This window comes from Mycolicibacterium pyrenivorans (assembly GCF_025821625.1).
GTDB classification, from domain to species: domain Bacteria; phylum Actinomycetota; class Actinomycetes; order Mycobacteriales; family Mycobacteriaceae; genus Mycobacterium; species Mycobacterium pyrenivorans.
On the sequence record NZ_JACKSH010000152.1, the window covers coordinates 1 to 14,894 of the forward strand.

The window sequence follows — 14,894 nt, forward strand, 5'->3', positions numbered from 1 at the left end:
GCCGACCGAGGCCGCCCCGCCGCCGGAAGCGCCGCCACCGACGGAAGCGCCGCCGCCGGCGGAAGCGCCGCCACCGACGGAAGCGCCGCCGATCGAGGGGCCCGTCATCACGATCCCCGGGCTGCCCCCCATCCCGGTGTTCCCGCAGCCGGCGCCGTGACCGAGCCGCGCTAGGTCTTCGGGCGCTTCATCAGCACGACGTGTGCCTGAGGGATCTGCGTCTGCTCGGGCGCTGCGCTCAGGCGCTCTGCGACAGCGGCTTCGAGCCGGTCGAACAACACGGGTATCCGTGGGTCTGCCTCGCCGTCGGCGAGCGCCGCCGACAACGCCGGGAATACCGAGGCCCGCGCGAAGCCAGCCCACCGTGCCCCGAAAGCACCTGCGTTGCTGTCGATCCGGTAGCGGGCCCAGAACCGGTCCTCGGCATTGAACACCTCCAGATGTTCGATCTCGAGTCCTTCGAAACGTCCCGACGGCGCGAACGGCGCCATGAAGTCCTCTGCGCACCTGGCCACCGTCGGAACGCACATCCGGGTCACCTCCTCGGTGGTGATAAGTCCGTCGGCAGCCAGTTCGTCGAGCGCGTCCATCATCGCCGTCAGCAGCGACCGGAAGCCGGCCTCGCCGTCCTCGCCGACGGCCATCGTGGTCACCACCAGCCGGCCACCGGGACACAGTTCGCGACCACGGAACGCGATGAACTCGTGCCAGTCGCGGGCGGCTTGCCTGGCGTAGGCGGCGCGCACGGACTCGTCGGCGCAGTACGCGATCTGCAGATGATCGTCGATGACGGCCGGCACCTTGCTCAACCAGTGGATCGCCCAGGAACTCCATCCGAGGTTGACACTGTTGGACGGCAGGATCTGCGCGTAGAAGGACCGGCCGACCGCCGAGGCGTAGGTGGCTGGGTCCTTTCGCAGATAGGTGTCCGGGTCCTCCTCCAGCGTCCGGAACAGTGCGGTGAAATCGTTGTCGGGCCTGTCGGTGTGGGCGACCAGCACGGAGTGCTCGGGGCGGGTGCGCTTGCGAAGCACCGCGATCGCGGCACCGATCGGTAGCAACGAGTTGTGCCCGGTGGCTGCGCCGTAGTCGGCGATGACGATCGGCTGAGGCGGCGATGGTAGAGGCACCGCGGCGGCTGCCTCCTCGAAGACCGCGATGGCCGACTTCAGCCCGGCAGCCTGCAGTCGTGCTGCGGCTGTGTAGGTGCTGCTGCCCTCCGGTTCTGGCTGCACCACGATGCTCGACTCAGGCATCGCGACCTCCGAGGACATCCGGGCAAACTGTTACTTCACCCGACGGTAGTCCTCACACTGCGGCCGCGTCGCAGAAGTGCCGGCACGTCGCGTCGTGACAGACTTGGCCCATGACGGGACGGGTCGGTCCGCGGATCGCGATCGTCAGCGCGATCGTGACATTGGTGGCAGGGCTGTTCGGGTTCGTCATCGCGATCGTTCTCAACGTGTTCGTCTTCGACGAGTTCGACGCCTACGGGGAGGTGCCGATCCCCGGGTCCGACAGCCTTCATCTCCCCGCCGGCGAAGTGACGATCAGCTTCCACACCGCCGTGCCGGGCGGGTTGGACGGCGGTTTCCCGGTGCCGCCACTGCAGCTGGGCCTCAGGCCGCGCGCGGGCGGACCCGAACCGGTCGTGACCGAGAGCCCGGGTTCGACGACATCGGTGAATAGCGATGTCCGCGTCCGGATCTGGATTGCCCAGATTCCCGAGGACGGCCTCTACGCCGTCGACACCGGCGGCGAGGTCAACGGCTACATCGACCCGGCGCTCGCGTTCGGCCGTGACACCTCGCCCGGGTGGTTGCCCTGGGTGTTCGGTGGCCTGTTCGCGTTAGGAGCCGTCGAGTTGGTGTTCGCGCTGATGTGGCGGGCGCGCTCCGGCAAGCGGGCGCAACCGCCCCGGGCTCCCGTCAGCCTTGACGAGCCGAGTTGGCCCGGTCCGCTGCCGCCGCCGGTGGCGACCTATGAGCCCAGCGACCACGGCGTCCAGCTCGAACAGCTCAGAACACTGGCGGCGCTGCGGGATTCCGGCGCGCTCACCGAGGCGGAGTTCCAAGCCGAGAAGCGCCGCGTGCTGGGGCACTAGCCGCTTCAGCTGCCTCAGCTCATGGGCAGCTCAGCTGCTCCACCTGTTGGGCAGCTCAGCTGCTCCACCTGTTGGGCAGCTCAGCTGCTCCACCTGTTGGGCAGCTCAGCTGCTCCACCCGATGGGCAGCTCAGCTGCCGCGGGCCACCCACTCGTCGTAGTGCACGATCTCGTCTCCGACGGTCGTCGAATCGCCGTGTCCGGTATAGACGACCGTCTCCCCGGGAAGCGTGCCGAGCCGGCCCGAGATCGACTCCAGGATGGTGGGGAAGTCGGAGAACGAGCGACCGGTGGCCCCCGGCCCGCCCTGGAACAGCGTGTCGCCGCTGAACACCGCGTTCAGCTCGGGTGCGTGCCAGCACACCGACCCCGGCGAATGCCCCGGAGTGTGCAGCGCGCGCAGCTCGGTTCCCGCGACGCGCAACGTGTCGCCATCGGCCACAGACCGGAAGTCGCTGTCGGGGTGGGTCATTCGCCACAGCACCTCGTCGGCCGGGTGCATCAGCACCGGAGCGTCGAGTGCCTGGCCCAGCTGGGGCGCGACGGTGACGTGGTCGTTGTGGCCATGGGTGCACACCACCGCCACCACATGCCTGCCGCCGACCGCGTCGATGATCGGCTGCGCGGTGTGCGCGGCGTCGAACACCACCACTTCCTTGTCGTCGCCGACGATCCAGATGTTGTTGTCGACGTCCCAGCTGCCGCCGTCGAGCTCGAAGGTTCCGCTGGTGACCAGGCGTTGGATCGGTCCGCCGTTCACTAGAGCACCACCACCGATCGCAGCACCTCGCCGGCGTGCATCTTGTGGAACGCATCCTCGATGTCGTTCAGCCCGATGCGTTCGGACACGAACTTGTCCAGCGGGAACCGGCCCTCCAGATACAGGCTGATCAGGGTCGGGAAGTCGCGCTCGGGCAGGCAGTCGCCGTACCACGAGGACTTCAGAGATCCACCGCGAGAGAAGAAGTCGATCAACGGCATCTCCAGCTTCATGTCCGGCGTCGGCACGCCGACCAGGACCACCGTGCCCGCGAGGTCGCGGGCGTAGAACGCCTGCTTCCACGTCTCCGGCCTGCCCACGGCGTCGATCACGACGTCGGCGCCGTTACCGTCGGTCAGATCCTGGATCGTCTCCACCGGGTCGAGTTCGCGGGCGTTGATGGTGTGGGTCGCGCCGAACTCGCGGGCCCAGTCCAGCTTCCGGTTGTCGGTGTCGACGGCGATGATGCGCTTGGCGCCGACGAGTCGGGCGCCTGCGATTGCCGCGTCACCGACCCCGCCGCAGCCGATCACGGCGACGGTGTCGTCACGGTTGATCGCGCCGGTGTTGATGGCCGCGCCCAGGCCTGCCATCACGCCGCACCCGAGCAGCCCGGCCGCGGCGGGGTCGGCGGCCGGATCGACCTTGGTGCACTGGCCCTCGTGGACCAGCGTCTTGTCGGCGAATGCGCCGATGCCCAGCGCGGGAGTCAGCGGCGTGCCGTCGGTCAGGGTCATCGACTGGGCGGCGTTGAACGTGTCGAAGCACAGGTGCGGCCGGCCCCGCTTACAGGCCCGGCACTGCCCGCACACCGCGCGCCAGTTCAGGATCACGAAGTCGCCTGGCTCGACGTTCGTCACGCCGGAGCCGACGGACTCGACCGTCCCCGCGGCCTCATGGCCGAGCAGGAACGGGAATTCGTCGTTGATGCCGCCCTCGCGATAGGTCAGGTCCGTGTGGCACACGCCGCAGGCGAGGATGTCGACGACGACCTCGCCCGGTCCCGGCTCGGGAATGACGATATCCACCACTTCGACCGGTTGAGCTTTCGTCCGTGAGATCACACCTCGCACCGTCTGAGTCATGCCTAGACCCTAATAGCGCGATCTCGGGCACACTCGACTCGTGCCCCAGATGCCCACCGTCTTCCTCTCTCACGGCGCGCCGCCGCTGGTCGACGACGCTCTGTGGGTGTCGCAGCTGACGGCGTGGTCGGGCGAGCTGCCGACCCCCTCGGCGATTCTGATCGTGTCCGCTCACTGGGAGGCGGCACCGCTGACGATCGGGTCCACCGACGCGAACACGCCCCTGACTCACGACTTCTGGGGATTCCCCGCGCGCTATTCCGACGTCACCTACGCCCCACCGGGCGCTGGCGGCCTGGCATCGGAGGTCGAGGCGCTGATGCCCGACAGCGAGCCGGTCCGCCACGACGCCGACCGCAGGCTCGACCACGGTGCCTACGTCCCGCTGACGGTGATGTACCCGCACGCCGCCATCCCGGTGCTGCAGATCTCGCTGCCCACGCTGGATCCGGAAAGGCTCCTGAGCCTCGGGGAGCGATTACGTCCGCTGCGTCAGAACGGCGTGCTGATCATCGGTTCCGGATTCACCACCCACGGGCTTCCGTTCCTGACCGATCCGTCGCCAGGTGCCGAACCGCCGGGCTGGTCGGTCGATTTCGATCACTGGACGCGCGAACGGCTCGCCGTCGGTGACGTGGACTCGCTGATCGACTTCCGGACCAGAGCCCCCGGAATGCCCTACGCCCACCCGACGATCGAGCACTTCTCGCCGCTGTTCGTCGCACTCGGTGCCTCGGGGGACCCCGGGCAGCGGCCGAAGCAGGTGATCGATGGCTATTGGATGGGGTTGGCCAAACGCTCCATCGAACTGTCCTGAGACTGTCGTGAGCAGGGAAACCGGCATACCGTAGAACGCGATGCTCGCCGACACCCAGACCGATCTGCTCTCCGCCGCGCGCGCCGCGCACCAGCGGCGGGACTGGGCCGCGTGCTACGAGGCCTTCGAACTCGCTGGCAGGCATTCGCCGCTGCACACCGACGACCTCGACGCGTTCGCGTTCGCCGCGTGGCGGCTTGGCCACATCAAGGAATCCAGCCGCGCCGCCGAAAGAGTGTTCGCGGAGCTGACCCGGGCCGACCCGATCGCCGCCGCGATGAAGGCCAATGAACTCGCGCTGGCGTGGTTGGTCCGCGGGGACGTCAACATCGGTCAGGGCTGGATGAGCCGGGCCCGCAGGCTGCTCGCCGACACCGACGAGAGCCCGGCGCACGGCTACCTGGCCTACCTCGACGCTGTGGTGGCCGCAGTGTCCGAGGATCTCGATGCCCTCTCCGTCCACGCTCGCGCACTGCGCGAGATGGGTACCCGGTTGGAGGCGCCTGCGGTCACCGCGCTCAGCCTGATCGCCGGCGGCATCGACGCGATACTGCAGGCGCGCACGGCCGACGGATACGCGTTGCTCGACGAAGCGATCCTGCCGCTGCTGGCCGACCAGGTGCCGATCGAATGGGCCGGCGACATCTATTGCATGGTGCTGCATCACTGCCACAAACTCGCCGACCTGCCGCGGATGCGAACCTGGACCCAGTCGATGGAGCAGTGGTGTGGCCTGTCCGGTTCGGTGCCCTACGGCGGGGTCTGCGACGTGCACCGACTGCAGGTGCAGGTGGCCACCGACGACTACCGCGGCCTGGAGAATCGGCTCGGGCCTGCCAGCCGGGCGCTCGAGGAGGTCAACGCCTGGGCAGCCGCCGAGGGTTACTACCAACTCGGCGAGGTGCGGCGGCTGCTGGGTGACTTCGACGGCGCCGCAAACGCTTTCGCCCAGGCGCGGATTCTCGGCATGGATCCGCAGCCCGGTGAGGCGTTGCTGGCGTGCCGGCGCGGCGATGCGGCAACCGCATGGAACTCGATCCGGGTCGCGCTCGCGAGCTGTGACCGGCTGGCCCGGGTGAAGTTGCTGCGCGCCGCGGTCGAGATCGCATTGGGCCGCGATGCCCTGGACGAGGCCGAAAGCTACTGCCGTGAACTGGAAACCGACGCGAAAGCATTCGGCACCCCGGGGTTCCTGGCGTGGGCCGCGCATGCGCGCGGCGCGGTGGCGGTGCGCCGGGGACAGTTCGAGCAGGCGTTGGAGTCGTTGCAGGAAGCGCTGCGGGAGTATCGAATTCAGAAATCTCGCTACGAGACGGCCGAAGTGTACGAGTGGATGGCGTTGGCGCGTCGTGGGCTGGGGGCGCATGCCGCCGCCGCTGCCGACGCGGCGACGGCCGACGCGATCTATGCGCAACTCGGCGTCGAGCCCGCCGGAATCTGCGGATCGCCGGCACCCGGTGGACTGACCCGCCGCGAACTGGAGGTGCTGGCGGGCATCGCCCGCGGCGCCACCAACCGGCAGGTGGCCGAGCAGTTGCATCTGTCCGACAAGACGGTCGGTCGGCACCTGGCCAACATCTACGCCAAGCTCGGGGTGTCCACCAGGACCGCGGCGGCGTCGTGGGCCCGCGACCACGGTGTTCTGTAGGGCGGGCCGTAGCGCCACCGCGGTCGGCGCCCTACATGATCTGCACCAGCGGTCGGCGCCGCAATTACATCGTGTAGCGGATCCGCCGCGGCCGCCTTCGGCCTAGCGTGTCTGTCATGACGACAATGCATGAACAATCAGCGGTCCCGACCGACACCACAGAACAGTTCGCCGAGCGGATGGTCGGAGCCATCGACGCCGCCAGTGTGGCGATCCTGCTGTCGATCGGTCATCAGACCAGACTTTTCGACACCCTCGCCGGCCTCCCGCCGGCCACCAGCACGCAGATCGCCGACGCCGCCGGACTCAACGAACGCTATGTCCGCGAGTGGCTCGGCGGCGTGGCCGCCGCACGGATCGTCGACTACGACCCTGCGACGCAGTCGTATTCGCTTCCCGAGCAGCGCGCCGCGGTGCTGACCCGGGCCGCCGGGCCGGACAACCTCGCGCGCGTCGCGCAGTTCATCCCGCTGCTGGCCGAGGTGGAGCAGAAGGTGATCGAGTGCTTCCACCACGGCGGTGGTCTGTCCTACAGCGAGTACCCGCGCTTCCACACGCTGATGGCCGAAGAGAGCGGGGAGGTGTTCGACGCCGCCCTCATCGATGTCATCCTGCCGATGGCCGACGGCCTGCCCGACCGGCTGCGCGCCGGTGTCGACGTGGCCGACTTCGGCTGCGGGAGCGGCCACGCCGTCAACCTGATGGCACAGGCGTTCCCGCGCAGCCGATTCGTCGGAATCGACTTCTCGCAGGAGGGTCTCGCCGCAGCCGCCGCCGAGGCTCACCGGCTCGGGCTGAAGAACGCGACCTTCGAGTCGGCCGACGTCGCCGAGGATCACCGGACCGAAGCCTTCGACGTCATCACCGCGTTCGACGCGATCCACGACCAGGCGCACCCCGGACAGGTGCTGGCCAACATCCATCGTGCGCTGCGGCCCGGAGGTGTCTTCCTGATGGTGGACATCAAGGCCTCGAGCCGGCTCGAGGACAACGTCGGCGTGCCGTTCGTCCCGTACCTGTACACCGTTTCGACGATGCACTGCATGAGCGTGTCGCTGGGGCTCGACGGCGACGGGCTCGGTACCTGCTGGGGCCGTGAGGTCGCCACGTCGATGCTGGCCGACGCCGGATTCGACGACGTTGCGGTCCGCGAGATCGAGTCCGACCCGCTCAACTTCTACTACATCGCCACGAAGTCGTAGGGCCGGGGCGGGGCGGCGACGACCGGAGCAAAACCCGTACGGTCGAAGTCATGGATGTGCACAACTTGGCTTTCGAATGGACGGAGACAAGTCGGCATTGGCTGGTCGAGGTGCCGCTGCGGATAACGATCTACGTCGTCGTCGCACTGATCGCGCGGTACTTCCTGCACCGGATGATCGACCGGGCCACCGGTCGCTCCCGCAAGAAGGGGGACGTCGACAGGCAGACCGCGGCGGGGAAGCCGCCGCTGCTGCGCCACCTCCGCGACCGCGTGCCGACATCGGCGAGCGGTCCGGAGGTGGCTGAACGTCGTCTGCAGCGCGCGCAGACGATCGGGTCGGTCCTGAAATCAACGGTGTCGATCGTCCTGCTGACGTGGATCGTGCTGGCGATTCTCAATGTTGTCGGGGTGAACATCGCCCCGTTCATCGCCTCTGCCGGCGTGATCGGACTCGCGATCGGTTTCGGCGCCCAGAACCTGGTGCGGGACTTCGTCACCGGCGTCTTCATGCTGCTGGAGGACCAGTACGGGGTGGGTGATTTCGTCGACCTCGGCGAGGCGACCGGCGAGGTGCAGAGCGTCGGGCTGCGCATCACGACCGTCCGGGACATCGACGGCACTCTCTGGTACGTCCGCAACGGCGAGATCGCGCGCGTGGGCAACATGAGCCAGGAGTACGCCGTCGCGCGGATCGAGGTTCCGGTTGCGTTGACCGCCGATGTCGACATGGCCGAGCAGGTCGCCCTCGACGCCGCAGAAGCCGCCGTCGCCGACCCGGCGATGGCCGAGAAGGTTCTCGGCCGACCCGAGATGCTCGGCGTGCAGGAGTTGTCGCCGGATCTGCTGACCCTGCGGATGACCCTCAAGACGCGCCCCAACGCGCAGTGGGCGGTGCAGCGCAAACTTCGGCGGGAGATCCTGCGGGCCTACGACGAGCACGACATCGAGCTGCCCTATCCCCGCGGCCGCGTCCACGCCGTGGTCGGCGACTGAGCAGAGAGAACTCCGCATCTGATGGCTGCGCTCGACGTTCTGACCGACTGGCCCGTCCCCACCGTGGCCGCCGCGGTGGTGGGGCCCGCCGGCGTGTTGGACAGCCACGGCGACACCCGGCGCCGCTTCGCGCTGGCGTCGGTCACCAAGCCGTTGGTCGCCCGCGCCGCGCAGGTGGCCGTCGAGGAGGGCGCCGTCGACCTCGACACGGCGGCGGGCCCGCCCGGGTCGACGGTCCGCCACCTGCTCGCGCACGCCGCGGGCTACGAGATGACGTCCGGGAAGGTGCTCGCCGAACCGGGTACCCGACGCATCTACTCCAACCACGGCTTCGCGGTGCTCGCCGAGGTGCTGCAGCGGGAGTCGACCATCGCGTTCGAGGACTACCTGGCGGGGTCGGTCCTCGAACCGCTCGGGATGGCCGACACCGTGCTCGACGGCGGCGCACCGGCCGCCGGGTACGGCGCGACGTCCGCCGTCGATGACCTCGTCGCGTTCGCCGGGGACCTGCTGGCGCCGACGACGGTGTCCAGGCAGATGCACGACGAGGCCACCTCGGTGCAGTTTCCCGGCCTCGACGGCGTGCTGCCCGGCTTCGGCGTGCAGCGGCCCAACGACTGGGGGCTCGGGTTCGAGATCCGCGACGGAAAATCACCACACTGGACCGGCGCGTCGAACTCGGCGCGCACCTACGGGCACTTCGGCCAGTCGGGGACGTTCCTGTGGGTCGATCCAGACGCCGATCTTGCGCTCATCGTGCTCACCGACCGCAAATTCGGCGAGTGGGCGCACGCGGTGATGCCCGCCCTGTCTGATGAAGTTCTGAGAGAATTCCGAGCGGACTAGCGCAACATCCGCCTCACAAGGCACAATAGACGCGTACGGCACAATTTCATCTTTTGCCTCTCTCGGTAACTCACCAGGTCGTTGGGGAAGACGTCCCTCGTGGAGCCGAAGGAGCAACAGATGCGTGCAGCGAACCAATTCGCCGACGCGACGACGGGCGTGGTTTACATCCATGCCTCACCCGCGGCGGTGTGCCCGCACGTCGAGTGGGCGTTGTCGTCGACCCTCTCCGCGAGGGCGAATCTGAAGTGGACCCCGCAGCCGGCCATGCCCGGCCAGCTACGCGCGGTCACCAACTGGGTCGGGCCGGTCGGCACCGGAGCCCAGTTGGCGAACGCGCTGCGCTCCTGGTCGGTGCTGCGTTTCGAGGTGACCGAGGACCCGAGCCAGGGCGTCGACGGACACCGCTGGTGCCACACCCCGCAGCTCGGGCTGTGGAGCGGCGCGATGAGCGCCAACGGGGATGTGATGGTCGGCGAGATGAGGTTGCGCTCGTTGATGGCCTCGGGCGCGGACACCCTGGCCAGTGAGCTGGATACGGTCCTGGGGACCGCGTGGGACGACGCCCTCGAGGCCTACCGCGATGGCGGGGACAACGCCGAGGTGAGCTGGCTCAACCGGGGAGTCGGCTAGTCGGGTCGAAGGATCCTCAACGCCGCCGGTACTGCCGACACCTCGACCGGCAGCGGGCACACGTACTCGCCATCGGCGTACGCGTTGATACCCGGTGACTCGACCGTGATGGTGCGCGCCCGCCGGGTGTCGACCTCGTCGAGGTCGACGTGCGTGCCCTTGAACACCGTCGGAAACAGCCGGATCAGCCTGGTCCGTGAGGCCGACGCCACCATCGTCGCGTCGAGCAGCCCGTCGGTCGGGTCGGCATCCGGGCAGATGAGCATGCCGCCGCCGTAACTGCGGGTGTTGCCGAACGCCGCGAGGGTGAGGTTGGTGACCATCTCTTCTTCTCGGTCGCCGCCTCTGAACGACAGCCGGAACGGAAGCAGTCGCAGCTTGGAGATCTCGGCCACCATCGCCAGGTTGTAGCGCATTCGGCCGTGCGGCCAGCGCATCCTGTTGGTCCGATCGGTGACCAGCGAGTCGAACCCCGCCGCCATCACCGTGCCGAACCACTTGTCCGTGCCGTCCGCGCCGATGATGCGGCCCAGGTCGACGGTCTCCACCACGCCGTCGACGACCACGTCGGCCGCCGCTTCGGGATGCTTCGTGGGGATCCGGAACTCGCGGGCGTGGTCGTTGCCGGTGCCCGCCGGGACGATGCCGAGGGGGATGTCGGTCTGCGCGAGCACCTGCAACGCCAGCGAGATGATGCCGTCGCCGCCGACGACCACCAGCGCGTCCATGCCGCGCTCGAGAGCCCCCTCGACGAGTTGCCTGGCGTGCTCGGCGTCGCGGCCCGCGATCGCGACCACGTCGACGCCGCGGCGATGCAACTGCGCGATCGCGCGCTCGGCCGCGTGGGACGCGCTGCCGTGCCCCGAGGCGGGGTTGGTCAGCACCGTGACGCGGGCACGTTCCGTCACGGAATCAGCTTGCCCGGGTTGAGGATTCCGGCCGGGTCGAGCGTCGCCTTGACGGCCCGCAGCACCTGCACCCCGACGTCACCGACCTCGTCGCGCATCCACGGCCGGTGGTCGGCGCCGACGGCGTGATGGTGGGTGATGGTGGCGCCGACGCGCACCATCGCATCGGTGGCCGCTGCTTTGGCGGTGCGCCACTGCTCGATCGGGTTTCCCCGTTGGGCGGCGACGACGGTGAAGTACAGCGACGCACCTGTCGGATACACGTGCGAAATGTGGCACAACACCAGCGCGGGCGTCCCCGAATCGGCGAGGGTACGGGTGAGTGCCTCCGTCACCGCGGACTTCAGGGTCGGGACGTTCGACCAGTTGGTCGCCGTCTCCAGGGTCTCGCACAGCGCGCCGGCCGACAGCAGCGAGTCGCGCAGATAGGGCGCGTTGAACCGGCCGTGCTCCCACGCGCGCGCGGGGCCCTCGCCCAGCGATGTGCCCCCGCACGCTTCCAGCAGTGCGCGGGTCTCCGCGTGGCGGCTCTCGACGTGTGCCTCGGTGCCCTCGAACGCCGTGATCGCCAGGCATCCGCCGGTGCTTGTCTTCTCCTCGCGCAAGCGCTCGTCGGTGATCTGCTGTTCGCCGATGTTGTCGGCGGTCGCCAGGTTGACGCCCGTCTCGGCTTCGTCGGACAGCCGGATCACCGTCGGCCCGGTGCCGGTCTGGACGACCGCGCGCAGCGCGTCGGCGCCGGTGGCGAAGTCGGAGAACCTCCACGCTTCGTAGCGGGTGGCCGCCGGGATGGGATGCACCCGCACCCGTACCCGGGTGATGATCCCGAAGGTGCCCTCCGAGCCGATGAGCAACTGGCGCAGGTCGGGGCCCGCCGCCGACTCCGGTGCGCGCCCCGGTTCGAGGATGCCCGCCGGGGTGACCGCCCGCAGGCCGCGGACCATGTCGTTGAACCGGCCGTATCCCGCGGAATCCTGACCGGAAGAACGGGTGGCGGCGAACCCGCCGATGGTGGCGAACAGGAAGCTCTGCGGGTAGTGGCCGAGCGAGAAGCCGCGCGCCCCGAGCAGCCGTTCGGCCTCCGGCCCGCTGAGGCCGGCGCCGAGTTCCGCCTCCCAGGACACCTCGTCGAGAGCATGCAGTTCGTTCAGGCGGCGCAGATCCAGCGACACCACCGCCTTGAAGTCCCCGCGCACCGGGTCCAGGCCGCCGACCACGCTGGTGCCACCCCCGAACGGGACGACGGCGATGCTGTGGTCGGCGCAGTAGGCCAGGACCGCGACGATCTCGGGTTCGTCTGCGGGCAGCAGCACCGCATCCGGTGCGTCCTGGACCCCGAAGTCGCGGCGTCGCAGCAGGTCGAGGGTCGATTTGCCACCGGCGCGCAGCAACCGGCCGCGGTCGTCGACCGTGAGGTTCGCGGCGCCGACGATCGAGCTCAGGCCGTCGCGGTCGGCCTGTGACAGGGCTGACGGCCGAAGCCGGACCTGCTCGGCACTCGGCTCCTCGACGCCGAGCCCGTCGATGCCCAGCGCCTGCCGGAGCAGATCGCGGATTCCGGGGGACAGCGGTTTGGCCGCGGCGGGGTCACCCCAGGCGTTCCACTTCATCGGGGGATCGTCCGGGTGGGCATCGGCGTGGCTCATGGGTTACAGTATTACAGATCATGTCAATCCGTAACTCTGATACGAGCGTCGAGGCGCGAATCCTCGACGCGGCGGCGGCGTGCATCCTGGCCTACGGGGTCGAGCGGACCACGATGACCGAGATCGCCCGGCGTGCGCGGGTCAGCCGCCCGACGATCTACCGGCGCTGGCCCGACATCCGCTGGGTGATCGCCGAACTGCTCACCTTGCGGATCGCCGGAGTGCTCGACGCGGTGCCCGAACGCGGCGTCGGCCGTGAGGCGGTGGTCGCGCGTGTCGTCGCCGTCGCCGAGCACCTGCGCAACGACGAGATCGTGATGTCGGTGATCGTCAACGCGCCGAGCCTGGCGATGGTGTACATCGCCGAACGGCTGGGTACCAGCCAGCAGATCCTGATCGACGCACTCGCCGAGGCGATCACCGCGGCGCAGGAGGGCGGCAGCGTGCGGCCCGGCGATCCCACGCAGATGGGCGCCATGTGCCTGCTCATCACGCAGTCGACCATCCAATCGGCACAGATGGTCGAGAAGATCCTGGACCGGGACACACTCGGCGTCGAGCTGTTCCACGCGTTGGACGGATATCTGAAACCTTGAGCAGTTCAACGGCTTTGAACACATCGCGGCGCGCGAGTGAACTCGGCGAGCTCGCCGACGGCGCCGCGGTCGACCTCATCGTGATCGGTGGCGGCATCACCGGTGCCGGGATCGCCCTTGACGCCGCGACCCGGGGTCTGTCGGTCGCTCTGGTGGAGAGACACGATCTGGCGTTCGGCACCAGCCGGTGGAGCTCGAAGCTCGTCCACGGCGGACTGCGCTACCTGGCCAGCGGCCACATCGGCATCGCCCGGCGCAGCGCCGTCGAGCGTGGCATCCTGATGACCCGCAACGCACCGCATCTGGTGCGTGCGATGCCGCAACTCGTTCCGCTGCTGCCCGAGATGACCACCGCGTCCCGCGCGCTGGTGAGGTTCGGGTTCGCGGCGGGCGACGGGCTCCGCAAGCTGGCGGGCACGCCGGCCGCCACACTGCCCAGGTCCCGACGGATCGACGCGCAGCGTGCCGTCGAGCTGGTTCCGACCGTGCGCCGCGACGGCCTCGACGGTGCTCTGCTGGCCTACGACGGGCAGCTCATCGACGATGCCCGGTTGGTGACCGCGGTGGCCCGCACCGCTGCGCAGCACGGCGCCAGAATCCTCACCCGGGTGGCGGCATCTCAGGCGACCCGTACGTCGGTGACGCTGACCGACATGCTCACGGGGCAGTCGACCGACGTCACGGCCCGCGCCGTCGTCAACGCGACGGGTGTGTGGGCCGGCGAGGTCGACCCCTCCATCCGGGTGCGTCCCAGTCGGGGCACCCATCTGGTGTTCGACGCCGCGACGTTCGGAAATCCCGTTGCAGCGCTGACTGTTCCGATCCCCGGTGAGATCAACCGGTTCGTGTTCGCGATGCCCGAACAGCTCGGCAGGGTCTACCTGGGCCTGACCGACGAGGACGCCCCGGGCCCGATCCCCGACGTTCCAGAACCCACACCGGCGGAGGTCACGTTCCTGCTCGACACGGTCAACACCGCGCTGGGTACGGCGCTCGGTCCCGGCGACGTCGGGGGCGCCTACGCCGGGCTGCGGCCGTTGATCGACACCGGGCCGGGCCGCACCGCCGATGTGTCGCGCGAGCACGCCGTCACCGAGTCCCCCTCGGGCGCCATCAGCGTGATCGGCGGCAAACTCACCGAGTACCGGTACATGGCCGAGGACGTCGTGGACCGCGCCGTTGCGTTGCGGGGTCTGGCCGCGGGGGCATGCCGGACCCGCAACCTCCCGCTGGTCGGCGCGCCGTCGAATCCCGTTGCGACGCTTCGCTCACCGGCCGAACTTCCGGGCTCACTGGTCGCACGCTACGGCGCCGAGGCACCCAACGTGATCGCCAGGGCAGCGTGCGAGCGGCCGACCGACCAGGTGGCCGACGGGATCGACGTGACGCGGGCGGAGTTCGAATACGCGGTCACCCACGAGGGCGCGCTCACCGTCGATGACATCCTCGACCGGCGCACCCGCATCGGGCTCGTCGCCGGGGACCGCGCACGCGCAGAAGCCGCCGCCGAGGAGATCCTCGCCGAAATTGCATTCCGGCAGGGGATTTCCGAGTAGGGGCCTGCTAATCCGAAAATAGAGGTGAGGTGCGCTGGGTGTGGGCGCGTCGGTGTTGCCGTGGGTGCCACGGCGGGTTTGGTGTGTTCGCGGGTCAG

The 14,894-nt window shown here is 69.1% G+C and carries 14 protein-coding genes; 9 read left to right on the forward strand and 5 right to left on the reverse strand.

Annotated elements, in window-relative coordinates; genetic code table 11:
• Window positions 1-170 precede the first annotated feature (170 nt).
• Window positions 171-1,256, reverse strand: coding sequence for a class I SAM-dependent methyltransferase (locus tag H7I57_RS18900; protein ID WP_264025285.1), 1,086 nt, complete (start codon window positions 1,254-1,256; stop codon window positions 171-173).
• A gap of 110 nt (window positions 1,257-1,366) precedes the next feature.
• On the opposite strand from H7I57_RS18900, the gene H7I57_RS18905 reads away from it, so the two are divergent.
• Window positions 1,367-2,104: an SHOCT domain-containing protein gene (locus H7I57_RS18905; RefSeq protein ID WP_264025286.1), complete on the forward strand. Its 738-nt coding sequence runs from the start codon at window positions 1,367-1,369 to the stop codon at window positions 2,102-2,104.
• A gap of 130 nt (window positions 2,105-2,234) precedes the next feature.
• Here H7I57_RS18905 and H7I57_RS18910 read toward each other — a convergent pair whose 3' ends face one another.
• Entirely contained in the window at window positions 2,235-2,864 is a 630-nt protein-coding gene (locus H7I57_RS18910) for an MBL fold metallo-hydrolase (RefSeq protein WP_264025287.1), read from the reverse strand.
• Window positions 2,864-3,949 (reverse strand): S-(hydroxymethyl)mycothiol dehydrogenase, encoded by a 1,086-nt coding sequence (locus H7I57_RS18915; protein WP_264025288.1) that lies wholly within the window; start codon window positions 3,947-3,949, stop codon window positions 2,864-2,866. The genes H7I57_RS18910 and H7I57_RS18915 overlap by 1 nt, the downstream gene beginning before the upstream one ends.
• A 49-nt stretch (window positions 3,950-3,998) precedes the next feature.
• Here H7I57_RS18915 and H7I57_RS18920 point away from each other — a divergent pair, with 49 nt between their 5' ends.
• From H7I57_RS18920 to H7I57_RS18945, 6 genes are all read left to right on the forward strand, one after another.
• Window positions 3,999-4,766: a dioxygenase family protein gene (locus H7I57_RS18920; protein ID WP_264025301.1), complete on the forward strand. Its 768-nt coding sequence runs from the start codon at window positions 3,999-4,001 to the stop codon at window positions 4,764-4,766.
• Between the two features lie 40 nt (window positions 4,767-4,806).
• On the forward strand, window positions 4,807-6,414 hold the full coding sequence (locus H7I57_RS18925; protein ID WP_264025290.1) for a LuxR family transcriptional regulator: 1,608 nt from the start codon (window positions 4,807-4,809) through the stop codon (window positions 6,412-6,414).
• A 116-nt stretch (window positions 6,415-6,530) separates the two neighbouring features.
• Window positions 6,531-7,616, forward strand: a complete 1,086-nt coding sequence (locus tag H7I57_RS18930) for a class I SAM-dependent methyltransferase (protein WP_264025291.1) — start codon at window positions 6,531-6,533, stop codon at window positions 7,614-7,616.
• Window positions 7,617-7,666: 50 nt separating this feature from the next.
• Window positions 7,667-8,611, forward strand: coding sequence for a mechanosensitive ion channel family protein (locus H7I57_RS18935; protein WP_264025293.1), 945 nt, complete (start codon window positions 7,667-7,669; stop codon window positions 8,609-8,611).
• Window positions 8,612-8,632: 21 nt separating this feature from the next.
• On the forward strand, window positions 8,633-9,457 hold the full coding sequence (locus H7I57_RS18940) for a serine hydrolase domain-containing protein (protein ID WP_264025294.1): 825 nt from the start codon (window positions 8,633-8,635) through the stop codon (window positions 9,455-9,457).
• Window positions 9,458-9,577: 120 nt separating this feature from the next.
• On the forward strand, window positions 9,578-10,090 hold the full coding sequence (locus tag H7I57_RS18945) for a DUF3145 domain-containing protein (RefSeq protein ID WP_264025296.1): 513 nt from the start codon (window positions 9,578-9,580) through the stop codon (window positions 10,088-10,090).
• Here H7I57_RS18945 and H7I57_RS18950 read toward each other — a convergent pair.
• Both H7I57_RS18950 and H7I57_RS18955 read right to left on the reverse strand, forming a co-directional pair.
• Window positions 10,087-10,998 (reverse strand): diacylglycerol kinase, encoded by a 912-nt coding sequence (locus H7I57_RS18950; RefSeq protein WP_264025297.1) that lies wholly within the window; start codon window positions 10,996-10,998, stop codon window positions 10,087-10,089. The genes H7I57_RS18945 and H7I57_RS18950 overlap by 4 nt on opposite strands.
• Window positions 10,995-12,608, reverse strand: coding sequence for an FAD-binding oxidoreductase (locus H7I57_RS18955; RefSeq protein ID WP_264025298.1), 1,614 nt, complete (start codon window positions 12,606-12,608; stop codon window positions 10,995-10,997). The genes H7I57_RS18950 and H7I57_RS18955 overlap by 4 nt, the downstream gene beginning before the upstream one ends.
• Window positions 12,609-12,661: 53 nt before the next feature.
• On the opposite strand from H7I57_RS18955, the gene H7I57_RS18960 reads away from it, so the two are divergent.
• Together H7I57_RS18960 and H7I57_RS18965 are read left to right on the forward strand one after the other, a co-directional pair.
• Window positions 12,662-13,240: a TetR/AcrR family transcriptional regulator gene (locus H7I57_RS18960; RefSeq protein WP_264025302.1), complete on the forward strand. Its 579-nt coding sequence runs from the start codon at window positions 12,662-12,664 to the stop codon at window positions 13,238-13,240.
• Window positions 13,237-14,796, forward strand: coding sequence for a glycerol-3-phosphate dehydrogenase/oxidase (locus H7I57_RS18965; RefSeq protein WP_264025299.1), 1,560 nt, complete (start codon window positions 13,237-13,239; stop codon window positions 14,794-14,796). The genes H7I57_RS18960 and H7I57_RS18965 overlap by 4 nt, the downstream gene beginning before the upstream one ends.
• The last annotated feature ends 98 nt before the right edge of the window (window positions 14,797-14,894 follow it).

What these genes read in the sequence shown, in the direction of transcription:
- H7I57_RS18915 (WP_264025288.1), bottom strand. Translation starts at nt 3,949, where the DNA reads ATGACTCAGACGGTGCGAGGTGTGATCTCACGGACGAAAGCTCAACCG.
- H7I57_RS18925 (WP_264025290.1), top strand. Translation starts at nt 4,807, where the DNA reads ATGCTCGCCGACACCCAGACCGATCTGCTCTCCGCCGCGCGCGCCGCG.
- H7I57_RS18935 (WP_264025293.1), top strand. Translation starts at nt 7,667, where the DNA reads ATGGATGTGCACAACTTGGCTTTCGAATGGACGGAGACAAGTCGGCAT.
- H7I57_RS18930 (WP_264025291.1), top strand. Translation starts at nt 6,531, where the DNA reads ATGACGACAATGCATGAACAATCAGCGGTCCCGACCGACACCACAGAA.
- H7I57_RS18945 (WP_264025296.1), top strand. Translation starts at nt 9,578, where the DNA reads ATGCGTGCAGCGAACCAATTCGCCGACGCGACGACGGGCGTGGTTTAC.
- H7I57_RS18955 (WP_264025298.1), bottom strand. Translation starts at nt 12,608, where the DNA reads ATGAAGTGGAACGCCTGGGGTGACCCCGCCGCGGCCAAACCGCTGTCC.
- H7I57_RS18900 (WP_264025285.1), bottom strand. Translation starts at nt 1,256, where the DNA reads ATGCCTGAGTCGAGCATCGTGGTGCAGCCAGAACCGGAGGGCAGCAGC.
- H7I57_RS18920 (WP_264025301.1), top strand. Translation starts at nt 3,999, where the DNA reads ATGCCCACCGTCTTCCTCTCTCACGGCGCGCCGCCGCTGGTCGACGAC.
- H7I57_RS18940 (WP_264025294.1), top strand. Translation starts at nt 8,633, where the DNA reads ATGGCTGCGCTCGACGTTCTGACCGACTGGCCCGTCCCCACCGTGGCC.
- H7I57_RS18905 (WP_264025286.1), top strand. Translation starts at nt 1,367, where the DNA reads ATGACGGGACGGGTCGGTCCGCGGATCGCGATCGTCAGCGCGATCGTG.